Genomic DNA, 21,825 nt, shown 5'->3' with positions numbered 1-21,825 from the left:
CGTTAGCTTCAAAAGAATAACAATATGCGATTAGAAATAGATTCAAACGTTTTAATAGGCTGTGTTTTTGGCGTTATTGTAGTTTTATTTTTGTCAAAAACACCAATGCCAAAAACGCCATATAAAATATTATTGTTGTTAATGATAGCACTGACAATGCCCGCTTTTTTGCCAGGGCATGGTGATTTTGTAATGCTTTTACCTAATGCCACACTATTTGCCGTCTCATCTTCTTCCGCAAGGGGTGCTGCTGTTATATTTACCATAATAAACTATTCTGTAGCGTGGTTTATTCTCTACAAAATATGTAAATATTTTAAACATTAGAATGCGATTGCTTAATAAAGAAAGGTAATAAACTGCGGTCATCGGACTTAGTAAGCTGCCATCTTATACACGCCGTTGACAAGCCGTTAGCGTGACCTTACCCCTCCCCTACGCCCTCTTTTCTAGTTGTAAGCACCGAACCAAAAGCTGTGCTTTTCTTGCTGAAAGCAGATTAATCCTTACGATGGGGGTTTGGCAGTTTCAGATGAAACTGAATCGCCAGTGCTCGCAGTATAAAGGCTACCAGGAAGCCTCCTATCAGGTCATAACTATTAGGAAGGTTAAAGCTATTGAGCAAGAGGTACACAACTGAACCTGCCAATGCGGTAGTGATATAAAGCTCTTCGTTCATCAGTGTCAGGTTACTGCCACAGAGTACATCACGGGCAATACCGCCAAAAGTTGCGGTCATCACCCCCATGCAAATCGCGATTAAAGATGATGTACCGAACTCTAGCGCGATCTCAGTTCCCACCACGGCAAACAGCGCAAGACCCACCGCATCCATCCAGATTAGCGTGCGCGATCGTGAAGCGAGTTTTGGGGCAATAAAATAGGTTACTGCTGAAGCAACCAGACAGATTAAAATCCATACCGGCTCACGAATCCAGAACACAGGCACGTTACCCAACAACACATCCCGCAGCGTACCACCGCCGATACCAGTCGCTGTGCCGATCAGCATGAATCCCAGAATATCCATTTTCTGGCGAGCCGCATCAAGGGCGCCCGATATGGCGAACACCGCCACAGCAGCTAACCCCATAATATTTACTACTGCGGTAATATCGAACGACATAAGCCTTTCCCTACAATATCTGCCTGAAAGATAACAATAATCTCAATTTTTTCTACTATACCTTAAATAACCTGAAACACTTTTTTTACTGGCTTGCTTATGTCAGACCCAACTACCGAAGAATGCTGGAACAGATACCTGCAGGAAGCGTATCTCCGCTTGATGCGTAAGCAAAGCGCAATGATGCAGCAATACCATCTGGAAGATCATGAAAGATTTAGCTTAGACCCAGTATCTGATTCCCTGGTTTTCTTGAACAATGACCGCCCTGCCGTCCTTGCCAGAATTCAAATTGTTGGCTCCGTTTCAACCCGGTCTGATACCTGGCTCTGGTCATGGGCTAACAGCAAAATTCTGAGTAATAGCAAGAACCAGATGCACAGAGTTCGCATCTACGGTGAGACCCATCACTTCTCCGCTCTTACGACAGAGAAGTGGTTTGCCGATGAGATCGACGGTTGGGAAATGACATCCGTTAGCGCCAGAATACTGAAAGCCAGAGGCGCGTATCGAATTACATCAGATAACGGATTTACTTATCTGGTTATTACAGATTTAAAGTGGGCTAACTAAGCATGAATCAGAATTTTTTAAGAATTATCTGGATGTTCTTTTACAGGAGAAGAGGTAAGAAAATAGTTGAATAACGTCAAGGGATACAAGGCTATGTAAGGATAGAGGTCAGCAATAAAAACCCCGGCAGGGGTCAGTCTGGAAGCGTTGATGAGGTCGCTTGTTACCCTAAAAAGGGTCCATCCCGCCGGGGGTGTCCACAATTGTCAACGTTAGGAACCACAGCATGACCCACAAAACTCTCCTGATAACCTGAGGGAGGTAGCCATCGAAGATCTCTATGCAAATCTCTACTGAACCTTTCAACAGTTCCGTAATCAGAAAGCGGCTGAGCCTGTCCCGATCTACTTAGCAACATATATAGCAGACCGGAAAGACCGCTTCCCTGACAACGAGAATCAATTTACCCCTCCGTCCAAATCAGAAAAATCCCTCTTTGGAGATAAATTTAAGCTACCTCTTAAGAACCATTTTTACTTGATAAACATCATATCTTTGCAATCACCCCCTACTGCAGAATATCGCGCCGCTTTAGCCCTCCATCTGACCTGCCACTGATTAACCGGTTAAATATCCTTGCAACCATTAATACCCCTTAATATCCAAACAAAAATACCTCCACTTTCCGCACTGCGGAATACAAACAGCAAACCTAAAAATAACCATTAATATCAATAAGATAACAAATGCCATAATGGGTACCACTAAAGTGGTATTTTATGAAAACACCGTACTAATACCGACTTCATCAGTTGATATATATCAACAACTCACATCCCCTTCTACTTTAGTTTCACACATGACGTAACGAATCCCGTACAGCTGATGAGATTGCCCACCAGCTCCAAAATGATGAAAGGCTTTCGTTACATTAAATACTCAGTCGCTTTAACCGCTTTTTTCTCGAAGGAGAAATTCAATGTCCACTGATAAAATCAGGCTGCTAAATTTCAGTGATCCGAAGATTAAAACTCTTCACGTCACTTGGTTTGCCTTTTTCCTGACCTTCGTTGTGTGGTTCTCACACGCGCCACTCATGGTCTTCATTAAAGAGAGTTTTGGTCTGACAACGCCTGAAGTTAAAGCGTTGTTGATTCTAAACGTTGCTCTTACCATTCCGTCACGAATCATTATTGGCACCCTGGTGGACAAATACGGTCCCCGGAACATATACAGTATGCTGCTTGTTATCGGTGGTATGATCTGTCTTGCTTTTGCCTCCGCTCAAACCTATGAGCAACTGGCCATGTTACGCTTCCTGAGCGGTTTCATTGGTGCTGGTTTTGTTATCGGTATCCGTATGGTTGGCGAATGGTTCCCGGCTAAACAGGTGGGTGTTGCAGAAGGTATCTACGGTGGTTGGGGTAACTTCGGCTCCGCAGCTGGTGCGATGTCTCTACCAACGATTGCCCTGATGTTTGGCGGTGATGACGGCTGGCGTTATGCACTGGGTATGACTGGTGTCATGGCCATTATTTACGGTTTCATCTACTACCGTGTTGCCCGTAACACACCTAAAGGCTCTACTTACTTCAAGCCTAAGAAGCACGGCGGCCTTGAAGTAACTTCAAAAGCTGACTTCTTCTTCTATATCGGTATGAACATTCCAATGTACGTAGCCCTGGCGGTACTGACATGGAAACTATCACCTACCGGTGTTGGCCTGTTGACTGATACAGCTGCGACCGCACTGTATGTCGTACTTGTTGTACTGTTCCTGGTTCAGGTGCGTGCAATCTACCATGTAAACGAAGAGAACCTGAAGCACGGCGTACCCGAGATTCAGCGTTACAAGTTTAAGCAGGTTGCGGTACTGGACGTTGCTTACTTCGTCACCTTCGGTTCTGAGCTGGCGGTTGTATCTATGCTGCCACTGTTCTTCCTGGATACCTTCGATAGTCTGACTCCTGTTCAGGCCGGTCTGCTGGCATCTGGTTTTGCCTTTATGAACCTGGTTGCCCGCCCTACCGGTGGTCACCTGAGTGATACTATCGGTCGTCGTAAAACGCTTTCTGTACTGATTATTGGTCTTGCTATCGGTTACTTCATCCTCAGTCAGATCACATCCGGCTGGTGGATTCCTCTGGCGGTTGTCGCCACTATGTGTTGCTCATTCTTCGTACAGGCCGGCGAAGGTGCCGTATTTGCAGTAGTACCTCTGGTTAAGCGTCGCATGACTGGTCAGATCGCCGGTATGGCGGGCGCTTATGGTAACGTCGGTGCGGTATGCTACCTGACCGTATTATCCTTCGTAGACTACTCCACCTTCTTTATGGTGATTAGTGCCTCCGCTGCGGTTTGCTTCGTGCTTGTTCAGTTTATGGATGAACCACAGGGACAGATGGCAGAAGTACTGCCGGACGGTACTGTAGAACTGATCGACGTCCAGTAATCTGGATGTTAAAAGGGCCGGTTATTGATGCCGGTCCTTTTTTTCTTTAGGGAGTTGTCAGAGTCTTTAGCTAAAAATGATTTCAGATTTAGCTAAAGGCTTTTCAGTTAAAACGGAATAACTGCATGCATATCAACGGTGAAGTAAGGCTGACAACCGGTCAGTACAGTGAAACAGGGCGCAAACAGCGCAATGAAGACTGTCTCAGCTTTTTTATGCCGCTTGGTAACCTGCTAACCACAAAGGGCGCCGTTAGCCTGATAGCCGACGGTGTCAGTACCGCCGAAGCCGGTGGTGAAGCCGCCGAACTTTGTGTGCGGGAATTTATAAACGATTATTTCGATACTCCCGATATCTGGACGGTTAAAAAATCTGCCCAGCGGGTACTCACCGCGATTAACCGCAACCTGTACGGCAAGAGTCACGAATTCCTCTCAGCTGAACGCGGCTACATCTGTACGCTTAGCATCATCATAATCAAATCCCACACCGCACACCTGTTTCATATCGGTGATAGCCGCATATATCGTCTGAGAGCGGGTGAGCTTGAGTTACTGACTATCGACCATATAACTCCCCTCAGTGAGAGCAACAGCTGCCTTAGCCGTGCCATGGGGATGGATACCCGGTTAGAAATCGACTACCGAAAAGTAGCCATTGAACCCGGCGATGTTTTCCTACTCAGTACCGACGGCGTGCATGACTACCTGTCACCGGAACGCAAGGTTGAGATTATTAACCAGGCCCCGGACCTGCATCAGGCGTGCATCGATCTGACTGAGGCAGCACACGCCACCGGCAGTCCTGATAACCTCAGCTGTCAGTTAGTACGTATTGATTCACTGCCCAATGAAAGCCTTAATGAGCTAACCGACAAGCTTACCCAGTTACCCTTTCCCCCTGAATTATCAAAGGGAATGAAGATTGATGGCTATAAGGTTGAACGTGAACTCTATGCCAGCACCCGCAGCCAGCTTTATCTGGTATCGGACATGGCATCGGGCCAGGAACTGGTCATGAAAACCCCTTCTCAAAACTTTGATGATGATCCCGCATATATAGAGCGCTTTATCATGGAAGAGTGGGTAGGAAGTCGCATTAAGAGCCCTTATGTAGTCGAAGTTATTACTCCGAACCGACCTAAAAACTTCCTCTATTACTTAATGGAAAAAGTCGAAGGGACGACGCTGGAAGACTGGATCGAAGAAAGCTTAGCTCCTAGTCCTGCTGAGGCCATTGGAGTGATAAAGCAGATCGCGCTCGGCCTTGAAGCTTTTCACCAGAAAGAAACGCTGCATCAGGATCTTAAACCCAGCAACGTCATGATTACAGAAGACCTGAAAGTCAAAATTGTTGATTTTGGCTCGGTATTTGTTGCCGGTGTAAATGAGATTTTTGTACCTCTGCAACGTGACCGTATTCTTGGCACTGTCAACTACTCGGATCCGGTATTCCGGCTCGGCGCCAATACCGGTATTCAGGGCGACATTTTCTCTTTGGCAGCCATTACCTATGAGATGTTTACCAAGCACCTACCTTATGGCGTGGCCCTGGAAAAGTGTGAAAAACAGCAACAGTTACGACGCCTCTCTTATGTTCCGGCTGATCGATATAACGAGATACTACCTGAATGGTTCGACCGGGCACTGGAAAAGGGCTTAGAGATAAATACTGAAAAGCGTTACAACGCACTACAGGATTTTATGCAGGATCTGACCCACCCTAATCCGGAATTTCTGATCCCCAGGGAAGAGAAGATCAGCACTAAAAGCTCAATGATCTTTTGGCAAATTCTGTTTTTAGTCTGGTTTGTATCGACTATTGCGCTGGTTGTTCTGTTTTTAAATGGTGATTAAGAAACCTGAATATGCGCTTTGCCGTTATAGCCGGCCTCCCAGATCAATCACATAGCGGGCAACCGCATTAACAAAAGTAGCATCCTCATTATTCCTGCAATAATGCCTGATATAACGATAGGCATCATCATTTCGGTGTTTACGAAGCATCTCTTCTCCACGAGGTGTCATCATACTCACCGCACTGATATAGCCCGATGCCCAGTGATGATAGTCTCTGACACGGTCAAACTGAACATGCCTTTTTGACTGTTCCAGGTCATACAGATAGTGATAACAACTGTAAGCCCCCTGCCCAACTAACAGAAAATCTTCTTCAGTATCTGCCCGTACTACACCGGTCATCAGAACTAAAATAAACACAACTTTTAAACCCATATCCCCTCTCTTCTCCCCTCACCTTGATAAGGGTAAGCAGTACAGGTATCGGCACTTAACAATTAAAACTTAACAGCACGTGCTACAAGAACGGTATCGCCGGACAAACAAGAAAGAACTAAAGTCTATAAAAAACGCTAAAAACCCGTAAAATCAATAAAAAACGATAAAAATAGTAAGAAATAACATTAACCATTTTGATGACCATGTTTTTCCTCACCCAATTTTATCTGGGCTATGATACAAAGAGTTACAGGATTGTCTGATTTACGATCTACCTTTTGTGGCTGACCGGACTGATCTCCCCGTCAAACACAGGGATCCGCAATAATGAGTTTTATACGCTTTTCTCCAACCTCTCTTCGCAACCGTGTTCTGATTCTGACGCTATCCGGGTTTCTGCTGATTGCTGTCACTCTTACTGTGTTGATTATTAGTTATCTACGTAATGAGTCAGCTAAGTTATTGGTTAATCAGCAGCAATCAATGATCAATATGGTGGTTGAGCAGATGGATTCTGCGCTGAACAAACGGGTTAAATACCTTGAACAATTCGCACTCACTCTAAAAAATAAACAGGGACTCATCAGTAACGCCAGCATTCAAACGGCGCTTAACAACGAAAGCTACCTTCACTCAATGTTCAACGGAGGCTTAGTTGTACTTAACCGCCAGGGCATCTCAATCGTTGATTACCCGATTGTTCCTAACCGGACCGGCATCAGTTTTGCCAATCGGCCTCATATGAAGGCGGTTAATAAAACCAGGCAAACGGTCATTACCCGACCATTAATCGGTAAAGGACTTAACACTCCACTGTTTGCTATCAATACACCGATTTTATCCCGCTCAGGCGACCTGTTGGGCTACATTTTTGGCGTTAACGTTCTGGCTAAAGACAACCTGTTAAAAGAGATCTCTCAGCAAGCCTTCAGAGATGAAGGTCAGATGTTGATTATCGACCCAAATCTGGAAATATTTGTTACCGAATCTAAACAGAGTGCAGCCCTGCAAAAATACAATAAAGCGAAGGTTTGTCAGTGCATTAAAGAGGTTTTGGCGGGCAAGCCCTCAGGCATAAGCCGTGACAGAGAGGGAGATCAGATAATCTACACCTCAGACCGGATAGAGCAAATGGGGTGGATCGTTATCAGGACCTATCCACTTAAGCTGGCCATGCAGACAGCTAATGATCTGATCCTGACCATCACATTCATTACGATTCTCTGCATTCTGTTGATGGCAGGTCTGATAGCCTATCTGTTAAAACAGCAATTAACACCGCTCAGAGATGCATCGGAAACGATCATGGCCATGGCACAAGGCAAGCAATCTGATCGTTTACTTAAAGTAAGTCAGCAAGACGAAGTAGGTCAGCTTATTCAGGCCTTTAATCAGCTACACACCTCGAGGCAACGCTACGAACAAGCGTTAGAAGAGTCAGAACAGCGCTACCGCCTGACCATGGAGGCCACGGGTACCGGTATCTGGAGCTGGAATTTAGGTACTGACAGAATTAGTTGGAATAGCCAGTGTTATCAGATGCTTGGCTATGAAGACAAAGAATTTGAACTGAATAGGGAAGGGTTTCGTAAACTCCTGCACCCGGATGATCAGGTCGACTTCTTTATTAGTTTTATGCCTCAAATGCTCAATAACACCAGTTCTGAGATAGAGTTCCGACTGCTGACAAAACAAGGCAACTGGTTATGGGTTCAGAGCCGCGGTAAGCCCATAACCTTTAACAGAGAAAACCGGCCATTAAGTATCGCTGGTACTCATGTCAATATCGACAAGCAGAAACAGACAGAGCAATTGCGACTGGCCGCAGCCGCCTTTGAAACAAATGACGCTATCATGATCGTTGATAGCGAAAGTAAAATCGTCAAGGTCAACAGTGCCTTCTCTCAAATTACCGGGTATAGCCAAGACGATGCCATTGGCAACACTCCCTCTTTACTACGCTCTGAAGTACATAATGAAATATTTTATAACGAACTCTGGGACAGCCTGAATCAAACGGGTCAGTGGCAGGGTGAAATATGGAATCGCCGAAAGAATGGCGAGGTCTATGTCGCCTGGCTCAATATTAATACTCTGCTAAATGATGATCACTCGGTCTATCAACGTGTTGCGGTTTTTTCCGATATCACCGAGAAGAAACGATCTGAAGAGCTCATATGGAAGCAAGCCAACTTTGACCCATTAACAGGCCTGCCAAACCGACGCATGTTCATGGATCGACTGACTCAGGAAATTCGCCTGGCTGCCCGCTCGGAAACCTCCCTTGCCCTGCTCTTTCTCGATCTGGACAGGTTCAAAGAGGTTAACGATACTCTGGGGCATAATATTGGCGATAAACTGCTGATTGAAGTGGCTAAACGCTTCTCTGAGCTGGTACGCAGCAGCGATACCATTGCACGGTTAGGAGGTGATGAATTCACCCTGATTCTGCCTCAGATAGAAAGCAACTCTCAGATCGAATTAGTCGCTGAGAAAATACTCAATGTACTGAAGCAACCTTTTGAGATAAACCACCAGCAACTGTTCATCTCAGCCAGCATCGGGGCAACACTCTATCCTCAGGATGCTGATAATGCCGATCAGTTAATTCAGAATGCCGATCAGGCGATGTACGACGCTAAAGACTCTGGCCGCAATACCATGCATTATTTTACCCGGCAAATGCAGGAACAGGCGGTTACGCGGGTCAACCTTGTTAAACAGTTACGGGAAGCGATTTCTAATAAAGAATTTGAACTGAGATATCAGCCAATAGTGGATTTACAATCGATGGCGGTTTGTCGGGCAGAAGCACTGATCCGCTGGAATCATCCTCAGCGGGGTCTGGTTTACCCCGACCAGTTCATTCCAGAAGCTGAAGAGAGTGGATTGGTTCTCGAAATTGGAGAATGGGTGTTTACTGAAGCACTACAGCAGGTAAAAGCCTGGCGTAATACTCTCTCGCCGGACTTCCAGATATCCGTAAACACCTCCCCTGCGCACTTTGACACAAGCAGTGCCCATAGCTATACACCGGAGCGTTGGATTCACCTGATCAATTCCGCCGGAATTTGCGGCTCAGCTATTAATATCGAAATTACCGAACACCTCCTAATGGAGACCAGGGCAGAAACTAAGCAACAACTGCTTAAACTACGGGATGCTAATATCCAGGTTGCTCTGGATGACTTTGGTACCGGCTATTCATCACTGGCCTATCTGAACCAGCTGGATATCGACTATCTGAAGATCGACCGTAGCTTTGTACAAAACCTACAGCCGGATTCAAATGATCTGGTGCTCTGTAATGCGATCATAGTCATGGCCCATACGTTGGGACTAAAAGTTATCGCTGAAGGGATAGAAACAGAGCAACAACACCAACTATTACGCAATGCCGCCTGTGACTATGGCCAGGGTTTTTTCTACGCTAAAGCACTGACTGCCGACGGGTTTGACCAATGGCACCAGGATTTTCAGACACGGGATAAACTCTGTGAATCCGAACACTAGGGACGTTACAAATTACCCAGTTTACGCAAAATCTGTTGCGCCAGCTGCTTCGCCAGTGAAGACTGTTGCTCCTCTTCCCGGGTTTGCCCCTGGGCAGGTGTCCCAGATACAGTGTCTGCTACCGGGTTAGTTTGCGCAGGGACAGAGGTGGAGATTAGCTCCATTTCAACCACATAAGGGTTTGCATTACCCTGCACAGCCTCAATTAATCGGTTTCGCTCCAGCTCCCAACTATCAACCGGATCCTGCTTATGCCAGGCATTAAACAGCTGAACCTGCTTATTGCTTATATTGAGACCATACTGGTCACGCATATAGAAATAAGTACGGGCAATATCTCCCCGACGTGCAGCCGGCGGCTCTACTTTTCGAGCTTTAAAATTAACCTCCATATCACAGCGACCATAAACCCGGGGCTCACCTTCCAGCTGTGCAAAACTATAGTTTGAGCGATCCCCATTCACTTCGCCGATAGCCGGCACCAGATTATGCAGATCGGCTTCCATACTACGAAACACCTTATCTTTATGGCAGGCCTTACGCCCTCCCTCTTGCCAACATTGCCGCTGATGACCAAATGCCCAGGCGGGTACAACATGCTCCCATTCAATACGGGCCGCTCTATTCGCATTCTTACGGGGTGAATAACCGCAGTCTTGCCACTGTGGCACCAGTTTCTTACCCTGAGCCTGATACTCACAGCCGCAATAAAAACTAACCTGATTCGGCTGATACAGCTCTGCCAAAATGCGTTTTGATTTACTAAAGGAGGAAGGAGGGGCTGCCCAGAGCGGCAGTGCAACAGAGACAGACAAGAGCAATAATACAAATGAACGAAGCATAAAAGAGTCCTAAACCTTCACATATGTCATCTCCTAATCCGTGGAAACAATGGCAGTTCCTAACTTGCCAATCTGATATACAACTACAAACAAAAAATCTTATAAATCAATAAATTAATTCCAAGAAATAAGCCGTTCCACCTTTATAGCAAAAGCGCTTACGAACTTAAAAACTGAATTTAATTCAACATCCTATCTATTTTTATGATCTAACCTTTATTTCAGGGATGGAATTTTTTCCGTTTCGTGGGGCGCACATGGCCATTTTATTGATTTGTCGATCAAAGATCGCACACAACAGAGTCTTCAGCTACTTCTCGTGGAGTATGTGCACTTTATTACTGCCAATTTTAATCTCACCTCAGAGTTATGCAGACGCTCTCCCCTATGACCTGCCCTACTTATATACTGATATCGAAGGAAACAGCGCCACCCCAGAGCAAAAGGGTTTTCTAGAAGGAAATGAAGATCGGATAAAACTGATCGATCAACAACTAAGAGAACATACGCAAAAGCAACTCACACAAGATTCGATCATTTTCCTACGCCGTCAGGGTTTTATATTCGAAACCCAACACTTACAGGGGGATATTCAGACCGAAATAGAAACCAATACAGATGGCGATGTAACTTTCACCCTCAAAATTCCTTTTAAATGACCCATCCACTCGACTATTTACGGTTACCGATGCGGAAATTACCGGTTTGATGAAACTGTGCAACCTGTTTACGTTTTTTACCGATCAATAGCGGCCCATCATCAAAAAACAGAAAGTTTTTCCAGTTACGACGAAACACATCCCAGCTGGTTTCGATAACATGCTCACTGGAATAACAGAACCATACAACCGTTTCATCCTCCCACTGCAGATGTTGAGCCAGTAGCTCTGGTATTGCAGGATCATCGGACTCCCAAAGACTCTGCCAGTTATCTGTTTCCAGCCAGGTCTGATTTTTATTGGCCCAGTCCGCAGGACCAAAATTCTCAGGATGATTGCATTCCTTACTGATCTGCTGTGACCAAACCTGCTCAGCACGAGCATCAGTCAGAGGTTTAATCTGGGCCAGATCCTCTTCACTAACCGGCATATCTTTATGACGAAAGATCCAGGCTTTAGGGTATTGTTCAATCGACAGATAATTCATCTTTACTCTGCTTTGTCCGCATTAATCTGATAGCGGCCACACTATACCAGAAACCGTACAGTCAACAATCAACCCGACTCAAACCCAGACTGTTCTGATTATTTTATAACGCGGCGGGCCTGCCAGAACCTTGCCTTCCAGTATGGGTTAGACATATCGGACAACATAACTCCCCTACTGGTCGAGGCATGCATGAACTGCCCCTCACCCACATACATACCAACATGACGTACTTTTGCGCGGGTTTTATAAAACAGCAGATCACCAACAACCAATGAGGTTCGGCTAACCTGTTCGCCCTGTAACGCCTGTGCTTCTGTCGTACGGGGAAGCTGAAAAGCAAAGCGCTGATTAAATGTAAGTTGAGTAAAGGCTGAACAATCCACACCATCTCTTCCGTTACCCCCAAGACGATAGGGGGTACCCTGCCACTGTTTATAATGGGTCAGCAGAGCGTTTCTTCTGTTTCTTTCAGCTGCACTGATTTCTCCCTGATATTCATAGGACTGAGATTGATGAGTAGGCGTACTACCACAACCAGCAATAAACAAAGCAAGTAAGACAACTGACAATCTAAGCATAGAGACCTTCATAACAGAGCTTTCTTTAAACAGACTTTCCTTAACGGGTATTTCTGCAACGCTATTCCAAATTATCGGCTGCACATCAGTTTTTTTGACTGTGACAGCCTGATAGTTAAACTACAGCCCTTAACGCTGTATTTAAAGGAAACAACAATGCTCTATGTTCTGCCGGAAACAGCTGGCGATATTATTGTGGTACAAGCAACCGATCAGCTAACCAGCACTGATTATCAGGACATTTTACTCCCCCTACTGGAACAGAAAACAGCGACACATGGTGGGGTCCGCTGCCTGATCTATCTGGATCAGGGTTTTACCGGATGGGAAGCCGGAGCTATCTGGGAAGATACCAAACTGGGCATTCAACATGGTACTGACTTTATCCGGTTAGCGGTTGTCGGTGGCAACACCTGGCTCGACTGGGCAGTAAAACTGGGGGCTGTCTTTATCAGCGGTGAAGCTAAGCATTTTACAGAAAGCCAGTTTTTACAAGCCCTTCACTGGATAGACGGTGCCTGAGCATAACAATTGAAACTAAGTGTTTGACCCCGATCAGTGATTACACCGGTAATCACTGATCTGATATATCTATTGATCTGTGCAACACGTTTTCCCCTCATTTTTAGCTATTCTTACCCAAGGAGCCTTCAATCAAGCCCTAAACGCCTTAGGCTCATTGAGAAAACTCCGGATTCATTCGCAGGTTTCCTAATGTTTTCCACCGTACAGGGATGCAAACCATGAATACCCGTGCAACTTTGAAACAGCCCCCACTACCAGATTGGCATACACAAACAGCTGAACAGATCGCTGCAACATTAAGCACATCAGTTCAGGGGTTAACCGCAGACCAGGTTGATGCCCGCCACGCTAAATTTGGTGCAAACCGCCTCCCAGCGCCTCCTCGCCGCAGCCCCCTAATGCGTCTGCTGTCGCAGTTTCATAATGTCCTGATCTATGTCTTGATTGTTGCAGCAATAGTGACTGCACTGCTAGGCCACAGCGTCGATTCCGGTGTTATCGTAGCCGTGGTACTGATTAACGCACTGGTAGGCTTTGTACAGGAGGGTAAGGCCGAAAAGGCAATTGATGCCGTGCGTAATATGCTCTCTCAACAGGCGGTTGTCATACGTAATGGACACCGTCAGCAGATACCAGCTGAACAACTGGTACCCGGCGATCAGGTATTCATTCAATCAGGTGACCGGGTACCTGCGGATCTGCACCTGCATAAACTCAAAGAGCTGAATATCGAGGAAGCGTTATTAACCGGTGAATCTGTACCCGTACTGAAACAGGGCCAACCAGTAACGGCTGATGCCGCACTGGGAGACCGAACCAATCTGGCGTTTTCCGGCACCCTGGTCACTTCTGGTCAGGGCACCGGTACCGTTATCGCCACAGGCGCAGAGACTGAAATAGGCCGTATCAGCACTTTATTAGCAGAAGTCACTTCGCTGACCACCCCTCTGACCCGACAATTAGACAGCTTTGCCCGCTGGCTGACCGGCGCTATTTTATTGGTCGCGGTCGCTACCATGATGTTTGGTTATTGGGTACGTGACTATGCTTTAGGCGATATGTTTCTTGCCGCTGTAGGCCTGGCTGTTGCTGCCATACCTGAAGGTCTGCCCGCCGTTATCACCATTGCACTGGCAATCGGGGTTCAACGTATGGCAAACCGGCGCGCAATTATTCGCAAATTGCCTGCGGTAGAAACTCTGGGTTCTGTTTCTGTTATCTGTTCAGATAAAACCGGCACTCTGACCCGTAACGAAATGACAGTAACCAGCCTGATTTCTACTCAATGTTCCGCTGAGATCAGCGGAGTTGGCTATGACCCGCATGGTACTTTTAGCTGTAATAAGGAAGACCTGGATCTTCATAGCCTGCCCGAAATCCAGCAACTTTGCCGTGCCGCAGTACTCTGCAATGAAGCACAGTTAAATCAGAAAGATGAAGACTGGGTAATTGAGGGTGATCCTACAGAAGGCGCCTTACTGGTACTGGGTGCGAAATCAGGCATCGACCTGAACGAGCTTCACCTGGCCATGCCCCGTGATGATTTGATCCCGTTTGAATCTGAGCATCGCTTTATGGCGACCCTCCACCATGACCATAACGGTAACGGTGTGGTCTATATCAAAGGGGCGATCGAAGCGATTCTGCCTCGTTGCCAATGGCAGATGGCTGAAGGTGACTCACAAGCCATTGATAGCAGCTATTGGGTAGAACAGCAGGAACTGATCGCCAGTCAGGGAAAACGCACCCTGGCACTGGCAATGTTGTCGCTGCCTGAAGAACACCGAAGCCTGCATTTTGATGATGTAAAAGCCGGGCTTATTCTCTTAGGCGTGGTCGGTATCATCGATCCTCCCCGCGATGAAGCTATACGGGCAGTCACCGAATGTCATCGGGCCGGTATAAAAGTCAAAATGATTACCGGAGACCATGTCGCCACCGCCAGTGCTATCGCTAGACAGATGGGTATAACGGAATCTCCCCGCTCCCTTACCGGCAACGAACTGGAGCAACTCACCGATAGCCAGCTTCAGGATGCGGTAGAAAATACCGATGTATTTGCCCGAGCCAGCCCGGAGCATAAACTACGAATAGTCGAAGCACTGCAGGCACAACAGCATGTAGTTGCAATGACCGGTGACGGCGTCAACGACGCCCCCTCCCTGAAACGGGCAGATGTGGGCACTGCCATGGGCGTCAAAGGCACTGAGGCCGCTAAAGAAGCCTCAGAGATGGTACTGGCCGATGATAACTTCGCCTCTATCGCCCATGCGGTAGAAGAAGGCCGCACCGTATTTGATAATATCCGTAAATCTATTTTGTTTATCCTGCCGACTAACGGCGGCGAGGCACTCACCGTATTAGCGGCGATCGCTCTGGGTACTATGTTACCGGTAACGCCCGCACAGATTCTCTGGGTCAATATGATCACAGCCGTCACACTGGCATTGTCACTTACTTTTGAGCCGACTGAGCCTAATGTCATGTTACGTCACCCCCGCAATACACGTCAGCCGATCCTTTCCCCCTTTATGATCTGGCGAATTGTATTTGTATCGCTGTTGATGGTCACAGGCACATTTGGCTTATTCCTGTGGGAGATAAGCACCGGCGTAACCATTGAAACAGCCCGTACCGTTGCCGTAAATACGCTGGTAGTAATGGAGGTATTTTATCTCCTCAACTCCCGATTCCTGACAGACTCTGTACTCAATAAAAACGGTCTTTTAGGCAATCGTTACGCGCTCTACGCCATTGCCCTGGTATTGGTATTCCAGCTGTTATTCACTTATTTACCGATAATGCAGCTGTTCTTTCATACCACAGCGATTGATCTGGCAGCCTGGGGCCGCATCATAGTGGTGGGGATCATCATGTTTCTGGCGGTTGAGCTTGAGAAAAAACTTATACATAAACCTAAAGCAGCCGAATAAACCTCTAAGCGGATGAAATAACAGACATAAATCAACAGAAAGCAGCTATTAAAGATAGCTACATCAACAAAATGGGGGATCTTTTTTGCCAATCGATCCCTCAATAGTGCATAATTGGCTGTTATTTACACAATCCTGGTGCCAGAAATGATCAAACGCCCAACCAAAGCTGAACTGCGTGAGCAGTTAATGCAACAGACTCAGGCCTTCCTGCAACAGGGCGGTCATGTCGATGAAGTTGATAATGGCGCGACTGGTCTGGTCAACGGCTCATACCGCAACGCCGGTTTTATACTCAATCCACAACGTCAGGAGCGTACCCCGCTCAACAATGTTCTGGCGCAGATTGATTCGCGTAAACCGTCCCGGCAAAAACCTGCAGTATCAACCAGCATCAAACAAAGCAGTAACCGTAAAAAAGTTATCTATGATGACTTTGGCGAACCACTGCGAATAGTGTTTGAATAATAAATATTAAAAAACGCGCCATCAGGCGCGTTTTTTGTTTAGAATCAGTTAGTACGTTAGGACCTGCACATCCTGGCTATAATTTAGCTTAGATAATTTTTATCTTAGATACTTTTATGGGAACCAATCTCAGGTTTCCGTGCAGGAGCTTAACTATGTCAGATCAGCACTGGATACTTACCGCCCAATGTCCCAGTCGCCTTGGTACTATTGATGCGGTAACCGGCTTACTACGCCAGCATCAACTCTATGTAACAGAACTTCACTCGTTCGACGATAGTCACAGTAATCGCTTCTTTATCCGTGCCTGTTTCAACGCAGAGTCAGCCCTCAAAGAAGATGATTTCCGACAGCAGTTCAGTGAACGGGCCAGTGAGTTTGAAATGAGCTGGGAATTACGTCCGGCAGACTACAAACCCAGAGTTATTATGCTGGTTTCGAAGTTTGACCACTGTCTCAATGACCTGCTCTATCAATATAAGATGGGATCCCTGAATATCGAGATTCCGGCTATTATTTCAAATCATCCAGACCTTAAAGAGCTGGCAGGTTGGTATGATATCCCTTTTCATCACCTGCCAATCACTGCTGATACCAAGCCCCAACAGGAAGCTCAGATCTGGCAGATAATCCAAGAGAGTAACGCAGAACTGGTTGTACTGGCGCGCTACATGCAGGTGCTATCAGCAGAAATGTGTCAGAAGCTCGAAGGCTGGGCGATCAATATACATCACTCACTGCTGCCAGGATTCAAAGGTGCCAAACCTTATCATCAGGCCTATGAAAAAGGTGTGAAAACGGTCGGAGCAACAGCCCACTATATCAACGATGACCTGGACGAAGGGCCAATTATTGCTCAGGGAATTGATTCAGTAGACCATGCCTACTATCCGGACGATCTGGTCGCCAAAGGACGAGATATTGAGCGTGTAACCCTGACCCGGGCCGTACGACAGCATGTAGAACAAAGGGTTTTCCTGAACGGAAACAGGACTGTCGTGTTTGCCCAATAGGGCAAACACAGACCGGCGGCTTAGCTACCCCAGAACCTGGGCCGCCCCGTATCCAGATGAACAAAGTTGCTGCGGGTATAAAGCCCGACTCCCCCCTGATTCATCTGCCGCGCAGCCGTATGCACATTCGTTAACTGTATACCGGGAATTCGGATATCAATCGCCTTACCCTGCATATGTAAGCTTTTCTTAGCCACCTTGTTACTACGTTGACTTAACAACGCATTAGTTTCGGCAGAGCGGTAACCTGAAATCACCTCAAAAGGCTTGGTTGCCCCCAGTGTTTGCTGCAAATCATGCAACATCACCATCAGCTCGGGGTTCATCAAGCCTACCTGATTATTCCGATGATCCCGCAGCAGATAGCTGATCGCCTGTATTCCTTCATCGATAAACTGTCCTTCAGCAAAGAAAGTTGTTTTCAGGGACTCGCCTGTATGCAGGTTATTGAATGCTAACGTCATATCTGAGTCGATAGCTAACGACTTATGAGTCGATGCAAGAGCAACCGGTGAAGCAAGAGACGGGCTGGCAGAGGAAGTTACAGTTGCAGCAACCGCTGGTGAAGAAAGGGCTGCACCGGCGGAAAGCAGTCCCATCTTGCGCAGAAACTGCCTGCGCGAATGTTTCGTATTTGTCATTATCAGAGAACGTAGTAAGTTGATCAAATTTCAGCCAGTGATTATCCATTAACTCACCCTCGCTGTACAGAATTTAATCAACTGCTTGTGGCACCATGGCCTCGTTTTGAGCACTGCCGGTTAACTGAGTTAACTCCCAGCTATCCCGTTTATAGATGTCGTTACGGAAATTTAATACCCCGGACTGATCTATCCAGGCAGTCCAGTATGTCATATGAACAGCGACAGGCTGTCTCAGGTGGATCTCACCGGTTTCAGTTGTTGCCAACATTTCAGTTAGTAAACCGGATTGCTGCGGACTATCGACTTCCAGTAAACGTTCAGCCAGTAACTGGGCTTTTTCAACGCGAATACAGCCTGAACTGAATGCCCGATGCGGCTCATTAAACAAGCCGGGAGCCGAGGTATCATGAAGATAAATAGCATAACGACTGCGGGACATAAACTTTAACCGGCCTAATGTATTATCCGGCCCGGGGGCTTCCCAGAAGTAAGTATAATTTCGCCCCAGATACATCGACTCTGGATCAATTTCACTGCTATTTAGCAGCTCCCGTTGCTCACCCCAGCCCCTTGCTACTTGCAAATTAAGTCGCTCGGGATAGTTAGGTTTTTGCATCCATACCGGAATAATGTCCTTCCAGGCAATACTCTTTGGTACTGTCCATGAGGGGTTAAGAATCAATGCCTGAATCTCAGTAGTGAATACCGGTGTTTTACGCTTTTTTCGTCCAACGATTGTTTTCATCTGTAACAGGACTTCACCACCGTTAATAAACCGGAGCCGAAACTCTGGAATATTGACCTGCAGGTAGCGCTGCCCTGCAGTTTCAGAAAAAGCTTTTATCCGATATTGATTAACAATTAACTGATTAATTCGCTGAATAGGCGGAACATTGAGCATCGAGCGACTGTCTGGACCGAGAATGCCATCAACCTTAGCTCCGTGACGTTGTTGGAACCGTTTTAACGCCAGGGTCAGCGTCTGATCAAACCGTTGGGAGTCCCGTGTCAGTGTTGTGAGCCGGGGATAATCCCCCAACAGAAATAGCTGCTGGCGTAGCGTTGCTATTTGAGGGTTGCGATCCCCTTCACGTAACAACGGCCCTTCCGCTAACTGAGGCCAGCGATGTTGCCAGTTCAATTGCTGATAATAGTCAATTGCCTGCTCAAGAGTGTAAAAGGCTTGTCCCGGCCCAGCCTTATCCGGTTGACTCTGTTCAACCAGACTCTTAAAAATAACAGGGTGCTCCACCGCCCATGCCTGCACATTCACCGAACAGTACAGCCAGAGTATCAATAAACATCTGTACAACATAGCCACCTCAAAGGGGAAGATTCCATTCTATACCCGGTACACATCAGTACAGACCGACATAATCGAAAAAGCAAAGATCTAAAGGTTATAGACTTAACTCCAGCCCGGCAGGATTAATTAGTCGCCGTGTAAATTCTAATCCTAGCTCCCCTCATTTATACACTTTGATCTACATACATTAAGTTTTCTTAAGACATTGTTCCGCAGTGCACAAATTGATACTCTGTCGCACGTAAGCTGCCCTGTAGTTTTCTGGATTAGTAAGATTTTAAGGAAGAAAAATGGCTCTAATATCCTGCTCTGAGGGCAGTAATCAGATATCTGATGCTGCAATATCCTGTCCGACCTGCGGACACCCACAACAACCCCTTGCATCTGCCCCAGTAGCAAAACCTAAACAGGAAAAGAAAGAACTGTTTAAAGCCGGCGGATCAAATTTTGTATTGGCTGAAATCGCCGCAATGTCGAGTACCAAAACCCGTAACTGGGTCTGGGTAGTTATCGGACTTCCTGTTGCATTTGCTATCATTTTTGGCTGGCTTAGCTTTGACTGGCCGATCGCTGTCGGTATAACCGTCGCCGGTTTGTTTATTCTCGGTTTTATCTATAATGATAAAGGACTAATCGCCAGTACCGGTAATATTACTGAGATAGAGGAGGATATGGAGAAGGTTAGCCAACGCTATCATGACTCCATAAAGCAGGATGATTTAGTGGTATATCAGGGTAAGAACATGTTCATCGATATGAACTTTACCATCAATCCTGAGCGCATTGCAGAATTCAGCAAATCATCATCTAATGGACATTACTGGCTCTATGTACTGGGTGCTTCAGGCTTTGCCACAGGCTTCATGTTGCAAGAACCATTTTTGTATATCATCACTACGGCTTTGATCATTCTTGGCATTATGTCTCGTAAAGCAGCCCTAGAAGTAACAGGTGTCGGCGGTGCAAAAATGGAGCTTTACACCCGCTCTGGCGATATTCAGACTGTCATCCAGGATCTGACGCAGTCGATTGAAGCTAATAGCAACGCTTAACTTCCAACAAGAGAAACGCTTAACTTCCAACAAGAGCAACGCTTAACTTCAACGACAGCAACGCTTATCTTCAACAAGAGCAACGCCTGAGTTTCAACATAAAAAAAGAGAGCCACTGGCTCTCTTTTTTGTTACTGCGACCGCAAACCACACTCAAGTCAGTACTACTGTTGGTCTGACTAAGCGCTGGCCTTAGAATACACCTCTCTTACAAAATACGGGTCTGCTCTATCACTTTTTCACAAATATATTCACCGATAGGAATAGCTGACGTAGCCGCTGGCGAAGGTGCATTACAAACATGCAGTGAACGTGAACTTTCAGCAAACAGGAAGTCATGCACCAACGAGCCATCTTTCATCACAGCCTGGGCGCGAATACCCGCCGGATAATGTTGCAGATCCTGTACTTTCAACTGCGGACAATACTTCTGAACCAGTTTCAGATAACCCGGTTTCCAGAGGGAATTCTTAGTTTCCACAATACCGGTTTTAATATGGGTTTTAAGTACTTTCCAGAAACCGGAAAAGGTCACCATATCCCAGATATCTCTTGGACTGATATTGATCTTGCCGTAACCTTCCCGCTTCCAGCCCTGCACCGCATTCGGACCAACAGTCACTGAGCCGTCGATCATTCGGGTAAGATGTACCCCCAAAAATGGCAGATCCGGATCTGGGATTGGATAGATAAGGTGATTAACGATCTGATTGTATTTTTCCGGCAGTTTATAGTACTCACCACGGAATGGAATGATCTGGAAGTCAGTATCGATTCCCAGCATCTTAGTGGTACGGTCCGCCATAAGGCCCGAACAGGTAATCAGGAACTTGCCCTTAAAGCTTAGATTCTCACCGTTGTGTACGGCTTCCACTTTAACCTCATCTGCTGTTTCAGTGAGACCAACCACTTTATGATTAAGACGGGCATCGCCTCCCATTTCAACAAAGCGCTCCGCCATCTTGGTAGTTACTTGCTGATAGTTAACAATGGCCGTCTCTTTAACCAGAATCGCCCCTTCACCCACAATATTCGGTTCACGCGCTTTTAACTGTGCAGCATCAAGCAGCTCAACATCGATACCGTTAGTCTCGCAGCGTTCATATAGCGCCTGCATACGCTCTACTTCCAATGCATTAGTTGCAACCAACAGTTTGCCGCACTGGTCGTAGGGTACATTATTCTCGTCGCAGAACTTCATCGTCGCCGCAACACCCGCCTTACAGAACTGAGCCTTAAGGCTGCCAGGTGCGTAGTAAACACCCGCATGGATAACACCACTGTTATGCCCGGTCTGATGCTTAGAATAAACAGACTCTTTCTCTAACAACAAAATTGATGCATCTGGAAAGCGGTGTTTTAACTGCCAGCCGGTAGACATGCCGACGATACCGCCGCCGATAATAATATAATCGTATGTCATGATATTTTTTTACCCGTTACAACTTAAAAATCTGAATAACAAAACGGCGGA

Annotated in this window: 19 protein-coding genes; 10 read left to right on the top strand and 9 right to left on the bottom strand. The window is 46.5% G+C overall.

Annotation, left to right across the window (positions count from 1 at the left end):
- Window positions 1-8: 8 nt before the first annotated feature.
- On the bottom strand, window positions 9-266 hold the full coding sequence (locus tag EHS89_RS05030; protein ID WP_124925038.1) for a hypothetical protein: 258 nt from the start codon (window positions 264-266) through the stop codon (window positions 9-11).
- A gap of 233 nt (window positions 267-499) precedes the next feature.
- The gene (locus tag EHS89_RS05025; protein ID WP_124925037.1) at window positions 500-1,126 is read right to left on the bottom strand and encodes a trimeric intracellular cation channel family protein; all 627 of its coding nucleotides are present in this window, start codon (window positions 1,124-1,126) and stop codon (window positions 500-502) included.
- Window positions 1,127-1,225: 99 nt separating this feature from the next.
- Between EHS89_RS05025 and EHS89_RS05020 the strand changes: the two genes are divergently transcribed.
- From EHS89_RS05020 to EHS89_RS05010, 3 genes are all read left to right on the top strand, one after another.
- Window positions 1,226-1,699 (top strand): DUF6882 domain-containing protein, encoded by a 474-nt coding sequence (locus tag EHS89_RS05020; RefSeq protein ID WP_124925036.1) that lies wholly within the window; start codon window positions 1,226-1,228, stop codon window positions 1,697-1,699.
- Window positions 1,700-2,618: 919 nt separating this feature from the next.
- Window positions 2,619-4,091, top strand: coding sequence for a NarK family nitrate/nitrite MFS transporter (locus EHS89_RS05015; protein ID WP_124925035.1), 1,473 nt, complete (start codon window positions 2,619-2,621; stop codon window positions 4,089-4,091).
- A gap of 125 nt (window positions 4,092-4,216) precedes the next feature.
- A complete protein-coding gene (locus EHS89_RS05010; protein ID WP_124925034.1) occupies window positions 4,217-5,947 on the top strand; it encodes a bifunctional protein-serine/threonine kinase/phosphatase in 1,731 nt (576 codons plus the stop codon).
- A gap of 24 nt (window positions 5,948-5,971) precedes the next feature.
- Here the strand turns inward: EHS89_RS05010 and EHS89_RS05005 are convergent, their stop codons facing one another.
- Window positions 5,972-6,325, bottom strand: coding sequence for a hypothetical protein (locus EHS89_RS05005; protein WP_124925033.1), 354 nt, complete (start codon window positions 6,323-6,325; stop codon window positions 5,972-5,974).
- 330 nt (window positions 6,326-6,655) lie between these two features.
- Between EHS89_RS05005 and EHS89_RS05000 the strand changes: the two genes are divergently transcribed.
- Window positions 6,656-9,841 (top strand): EAL domain-containing protein, encoded by a 3,186-nt coding sequence (locus EHS89_RS05000; protein ID WP_124925032.1) that lies wholly within the window; start codon window positions 6,656-6,658, stop codon window positions 9,839-9,841.
- Between the two features lie 5 nt (window positions 9,842-9,846).
- On the opposite strand, the gene EHS89_RS04995 is transcribed toward EHS89_RS05000, so the two are convergent.
- A complete protein-coding gene (locus tag EHS89_RS04995) occupies window positions 9,847-10,683 on the bottom strand; it encodes an endonuclease (protein ID WP_124925031.1) in 837 nt (278 codons plus the stop codon).
- A 257-nt stretch (window positions 10,684-10,940) separates the two neighbouring features.
- Here EHS89_RS04995 and EHS89_RS04990 point away from each other — a divergent pair, with 257 nt between their 5' ends.
- Window positions 10,941-11,342, top strand: coding sequence for a hypothetical protein (locus EHS89_RS04990; protein WP_124925030.1), 402 nt, complete (start codon window positions 10,941-10,943; stop codon window positions 11,340-11,342).
- A 13-nt stretch (window positions 11,343-11,355) separates the two neighbouring features.
- Here EHS89_RS04990 and EHS89_RS04985 read toward each other — a convergent pair whose 3' ends face one another.
- Both EHS89_RS04985 and EHS89_RS04980 read right to left on the bottom strand, forming a co-directional pair.
- On the bottom strand, window positions 11,356-11,829 hold the full coding sequence (locus EHS89_RS04985) for a DUF2947 domain-containing protein (protein WP_124925029.1): 474 nt from the start codon (window positions 11,827-11,829) through the stop codon (window positions 11,356-11,358).
- Window positions 11,830-11,927: 98 nt separating this feature from the next.
- Window positions 11,928-12,410, bottom strand: a complete 483-nt coding sequence (locus EHS89_RS04980; protein WP_124925028.1) for a C40 family peptidase — start codon at window positions 12,408-12,410, stop codon at window positions 11,928-11,930.
- 156 nt (window positions 12,411-12,566) lie between these two features.
- On the opposite strand from EHS89_RS04980, the gene EHS89_RS04975 reads away from it, so the two are divergent.
- The 4 genes from EHS89_RS04975 (at window position 12,567) to purU (ending at window position 17,349) form a co-directional block, all read left to right on the top strand.
- Window positions 12,567-12,932, top strand: a complete 366-nt coding sequence (locus EHS89_RS04975; RefSeq protein ID WP_124925027.1) for a SpoIIAA family protein — start codon at window positions 12,567-12,569, stop codon at window positions 12,930-12,932.
- 221 nt (window positions 12,933-13,153) lie between these two features.
- The gene (locus EHS89_RS04970) at window positions 13,154-15,868 is read left to right on the top strand and encodes a cation-transporting P-type ATPase (protein ID WP_229753649.1); all 2,715 of its coding nucleotides are present in this window, start codon (window positions 13,154-13,156) and stop codon (window positions 15,866-15,868) included.
- 147 nt (window positions 15,869-16,015) lie between these two features.
- Entirely contained in the window at window positions 16,016-16,336 is a 321-nt protein-coding gene (locus tag EHS89_RS04965; protein WP_124925025.1) for a hypothetical protein, read from the top strand.
- A 155-nt stretch (window positions 16,337-16,491) separates the two neighbouring features.
- Window positions 16,492-17,349 carry a formyltetrahydrofolate deformylase gene (gene purU / locus EHS89_RS04960; RefSeq protein WP_124925024.1) on the top strand — a complete coding sequence of 286 codons (858 nt, stop codon included), beginning with the start codon at window positions 16,492-16,494 and terminating at the stop codon, window positions 17,347-17,349.
- A gap of 20 nt (window positions 17,350-17,369) precedes the next feature.
- Here the strand turns inward: purU and mepK are convergent, their stop codons facing one another.
- Window positions 17,370-17,948, bottom strand: a complete 579-nt coding sequence (mepK, locus tag EHS89_RS04955) for a peptidoglycan L,D-endopeptidase MepK (protein ID WP_244937334.1) — start codon at window positions 17,946-17,948, stop codon at window positions 17,370-17,372.
- 115 nt (window positions 17,949-18,063) lie between these two features.
- Window positions 18,064-19,308 carry a L,D-transpeptidase family protein gene (locus EHS89_RS04950; protein WP_124925023.1) on the bottom strand — a complete coding sequence of 415 codons (1,245 nt, stop codon included), beginning with the start codon at window positions 19,306-19,308 and terminating at the stop codon, window positions 18,064-18,066.
- Window positions 19,309-19,589: 281 nt separating this feature from the next.
- Here EHS89_RS04950 and EHS89_RS04945 point away from each other — a divergent pair, with 281 nt between their 5' ends.
- A complete protein-coding gene (locus EHS89_RS04945; RefSeq protein ID WP_124925022.1) occupies window positions 19,590-20,351 on the top strand; it encodes a zinc ribbon domain-containing protein in 762 nt (253 codons plus the stop codon).
- Window positions 20,352-20,559: 208 nt separating this feature from the next.
- On the opposite strand, the gene lhgO is transcribed toward EHS89_RS04945, so the two are convergent.
- On the bottom strand, window positions 20,560-21,774 hold the full coding sequence (gene lhgO, locus EHS89_RS04940; RefSeq protein ID WP_124925021.1) for an L-2-hydroxyglutarate oxidase: 1,215 nt from the start codon (window positions 21,772-21,774) through the stop codon (window positions 20,560-20,562).
- Window positions 21,775-21,825 lie beyond the last annotated feature (51 nt).

This window comes from Amphritea balenae (assembly GCF_003858655.1).
Classification (GTDB): domain Bacteria; phylum Pseudomonadota; class Gammaproteobacteria; order Pseudomonadales; family Balneatricaceae; genus Amphritea; species Amphritea balenae.
This window is presented reverse-complemented; position numbering and strand designations above follow the sequence as displayed.

What these genes read in the sequence shown, in the direction of transcription:
- EHS89_RS05030 (WP_124925038.1), bottom strand. Translation starts at nt 266, where the DNA reads ATGGTAAATATAACAGCAGCACCCCTTGCGGAAGAAGATGAGACGGCA.
- EHS89_RS05025 (WP_124925037.1), bottom strand. Translation starts at nt 1,126, where the DNA reads ATGTCGTTCGATATTACCGCAGTAGTAAATATTATGGGGTTAGCTGCT.
- EHS89_RS05020 (WP_124925036.1), top strand. Translation starts at nt 1,226, where the DNA reads ATGTCAGACCCAACTACCGAAGAATGCTGGAACAGATACCTGCAGGAA.
- EHS89_RS05015 (WP_124925035.1), top strand. Translation starts at nt 2,619, where the DNA reads ATGTCCACTGATAAAATCAGGCTGCTAAATTTCAGTGATCCGAAGATT.
- EHS89_RS05010 (WP_124925034.1), top strand. Translation starts at nt 4,217, where the DNA reads ATGCATATCAACGGTGAAGTAAGGCTGACAACCGGTCAGTACAGTGAA.
- EHS89_RS05005 (WP_124925033.1), bottom strand. Translation starts at nt 6,325, where the DNA reads ATGGGTTTAAAAGTTGTGTTTATTTTAGTTCTGATGACCGGTGTAGTA.
- EHS89_RS05000 (WP_124925032.1), top strand. Translation starts at nt 6,656, where the DNA reads ATGAGTTTTATACGCTTTTCTCCAACCTCTCTTCGCAACCGTGTTCTG.
- EHS89_RS04995 (WP_124925031.1), bottom strand. Translation starts at nt 10,683, where the DNA reads ATGCTTCGTTCATTTGTATTATTGCTCTTGTCTGTCTCTGTTGCACTG.
- EHS89_RS04990 (WP_124925030.1), top strand. Translation starts at nt 10,941, where the DNA reads ATGGCCATTTTATTGATTTGTCGATCAAAGATCGCACACAACAGAGTC.
- EHS89_RS04985 (WP_124925029.1), bottom strand. Translation starts at nt 11,829, where the DNA reads ATGAATTATCTGTCGATTGAACAATACCCTAAAGCCTGGATCTTTCGT.
- EHS89_RS04980 (WP_124925028.1), bottom strand. Translation starts at nt 12,410, where the DNA reads ATGCTTAGATTGTCAGTTGTCTTACTTGCTTTGTTTATTGCTGGTTGT.
- EHS89_RS04975 (WP_124925027.1), top strand. Translation starts at nt 12,567, where the DNA reads ATGCTCTATGTTCTGCCGGAAACAGCTGGCGATATTATTGTGGTACAA.
- EHS89_RS04970 (WP_229753649.1), top strand. Translation starts at nt 13,154, where the DNA reads ATGAATACCCGTGCAACTTTGAAACAGCCCCCACTACCAGATTGGCAT.
- EHS89_RS04965 (WP_124925025.1), top strand. Translation starts at nt 16,016, where the DNA reads ATGATCAAACGCCCAACCAAAGCTGAACTGCGTGAGCAGTTAATGCAA.
- purU (WP_124925024.1), top strand. Translation starts at nt 16,492, where the DNA reads ATGTCAGATCAGCACTGGATACTTACCGCCCAATGTCCCAGTCGCCTT.
- mepK (WP_244937334.1), bottom strand. Translation starts at nt 17,948, where the DNA reads ATGGGACTGCTTTCCGCCGGTGCAGCCCTTTCTTCACCAGCGGTTGCT.
- EHS89_RS04950 (WP_124925023.1), bottom strand. Translation starts at nt 19,308, where the DNA reads ATGTTGTACAGATGTTTATTGATACTCTGGCTGTACTGTTCGGTGAAT.
- EHS89_RS04945 (WP_124925022.1), top strand. Translation starts at nt 19,590, where the DNA reads ATGGCTCTAATATCCTGCTCTGAGGGCAGTAATCAGATATCTGATGCT.
- lhgO (WP_124925021.1), bottom strand. Translation starts at nt 21,774, where the DNA reads ATGACATACGATTATATTATTATCGGCGGCGGTATCGTCGGCATGTCT.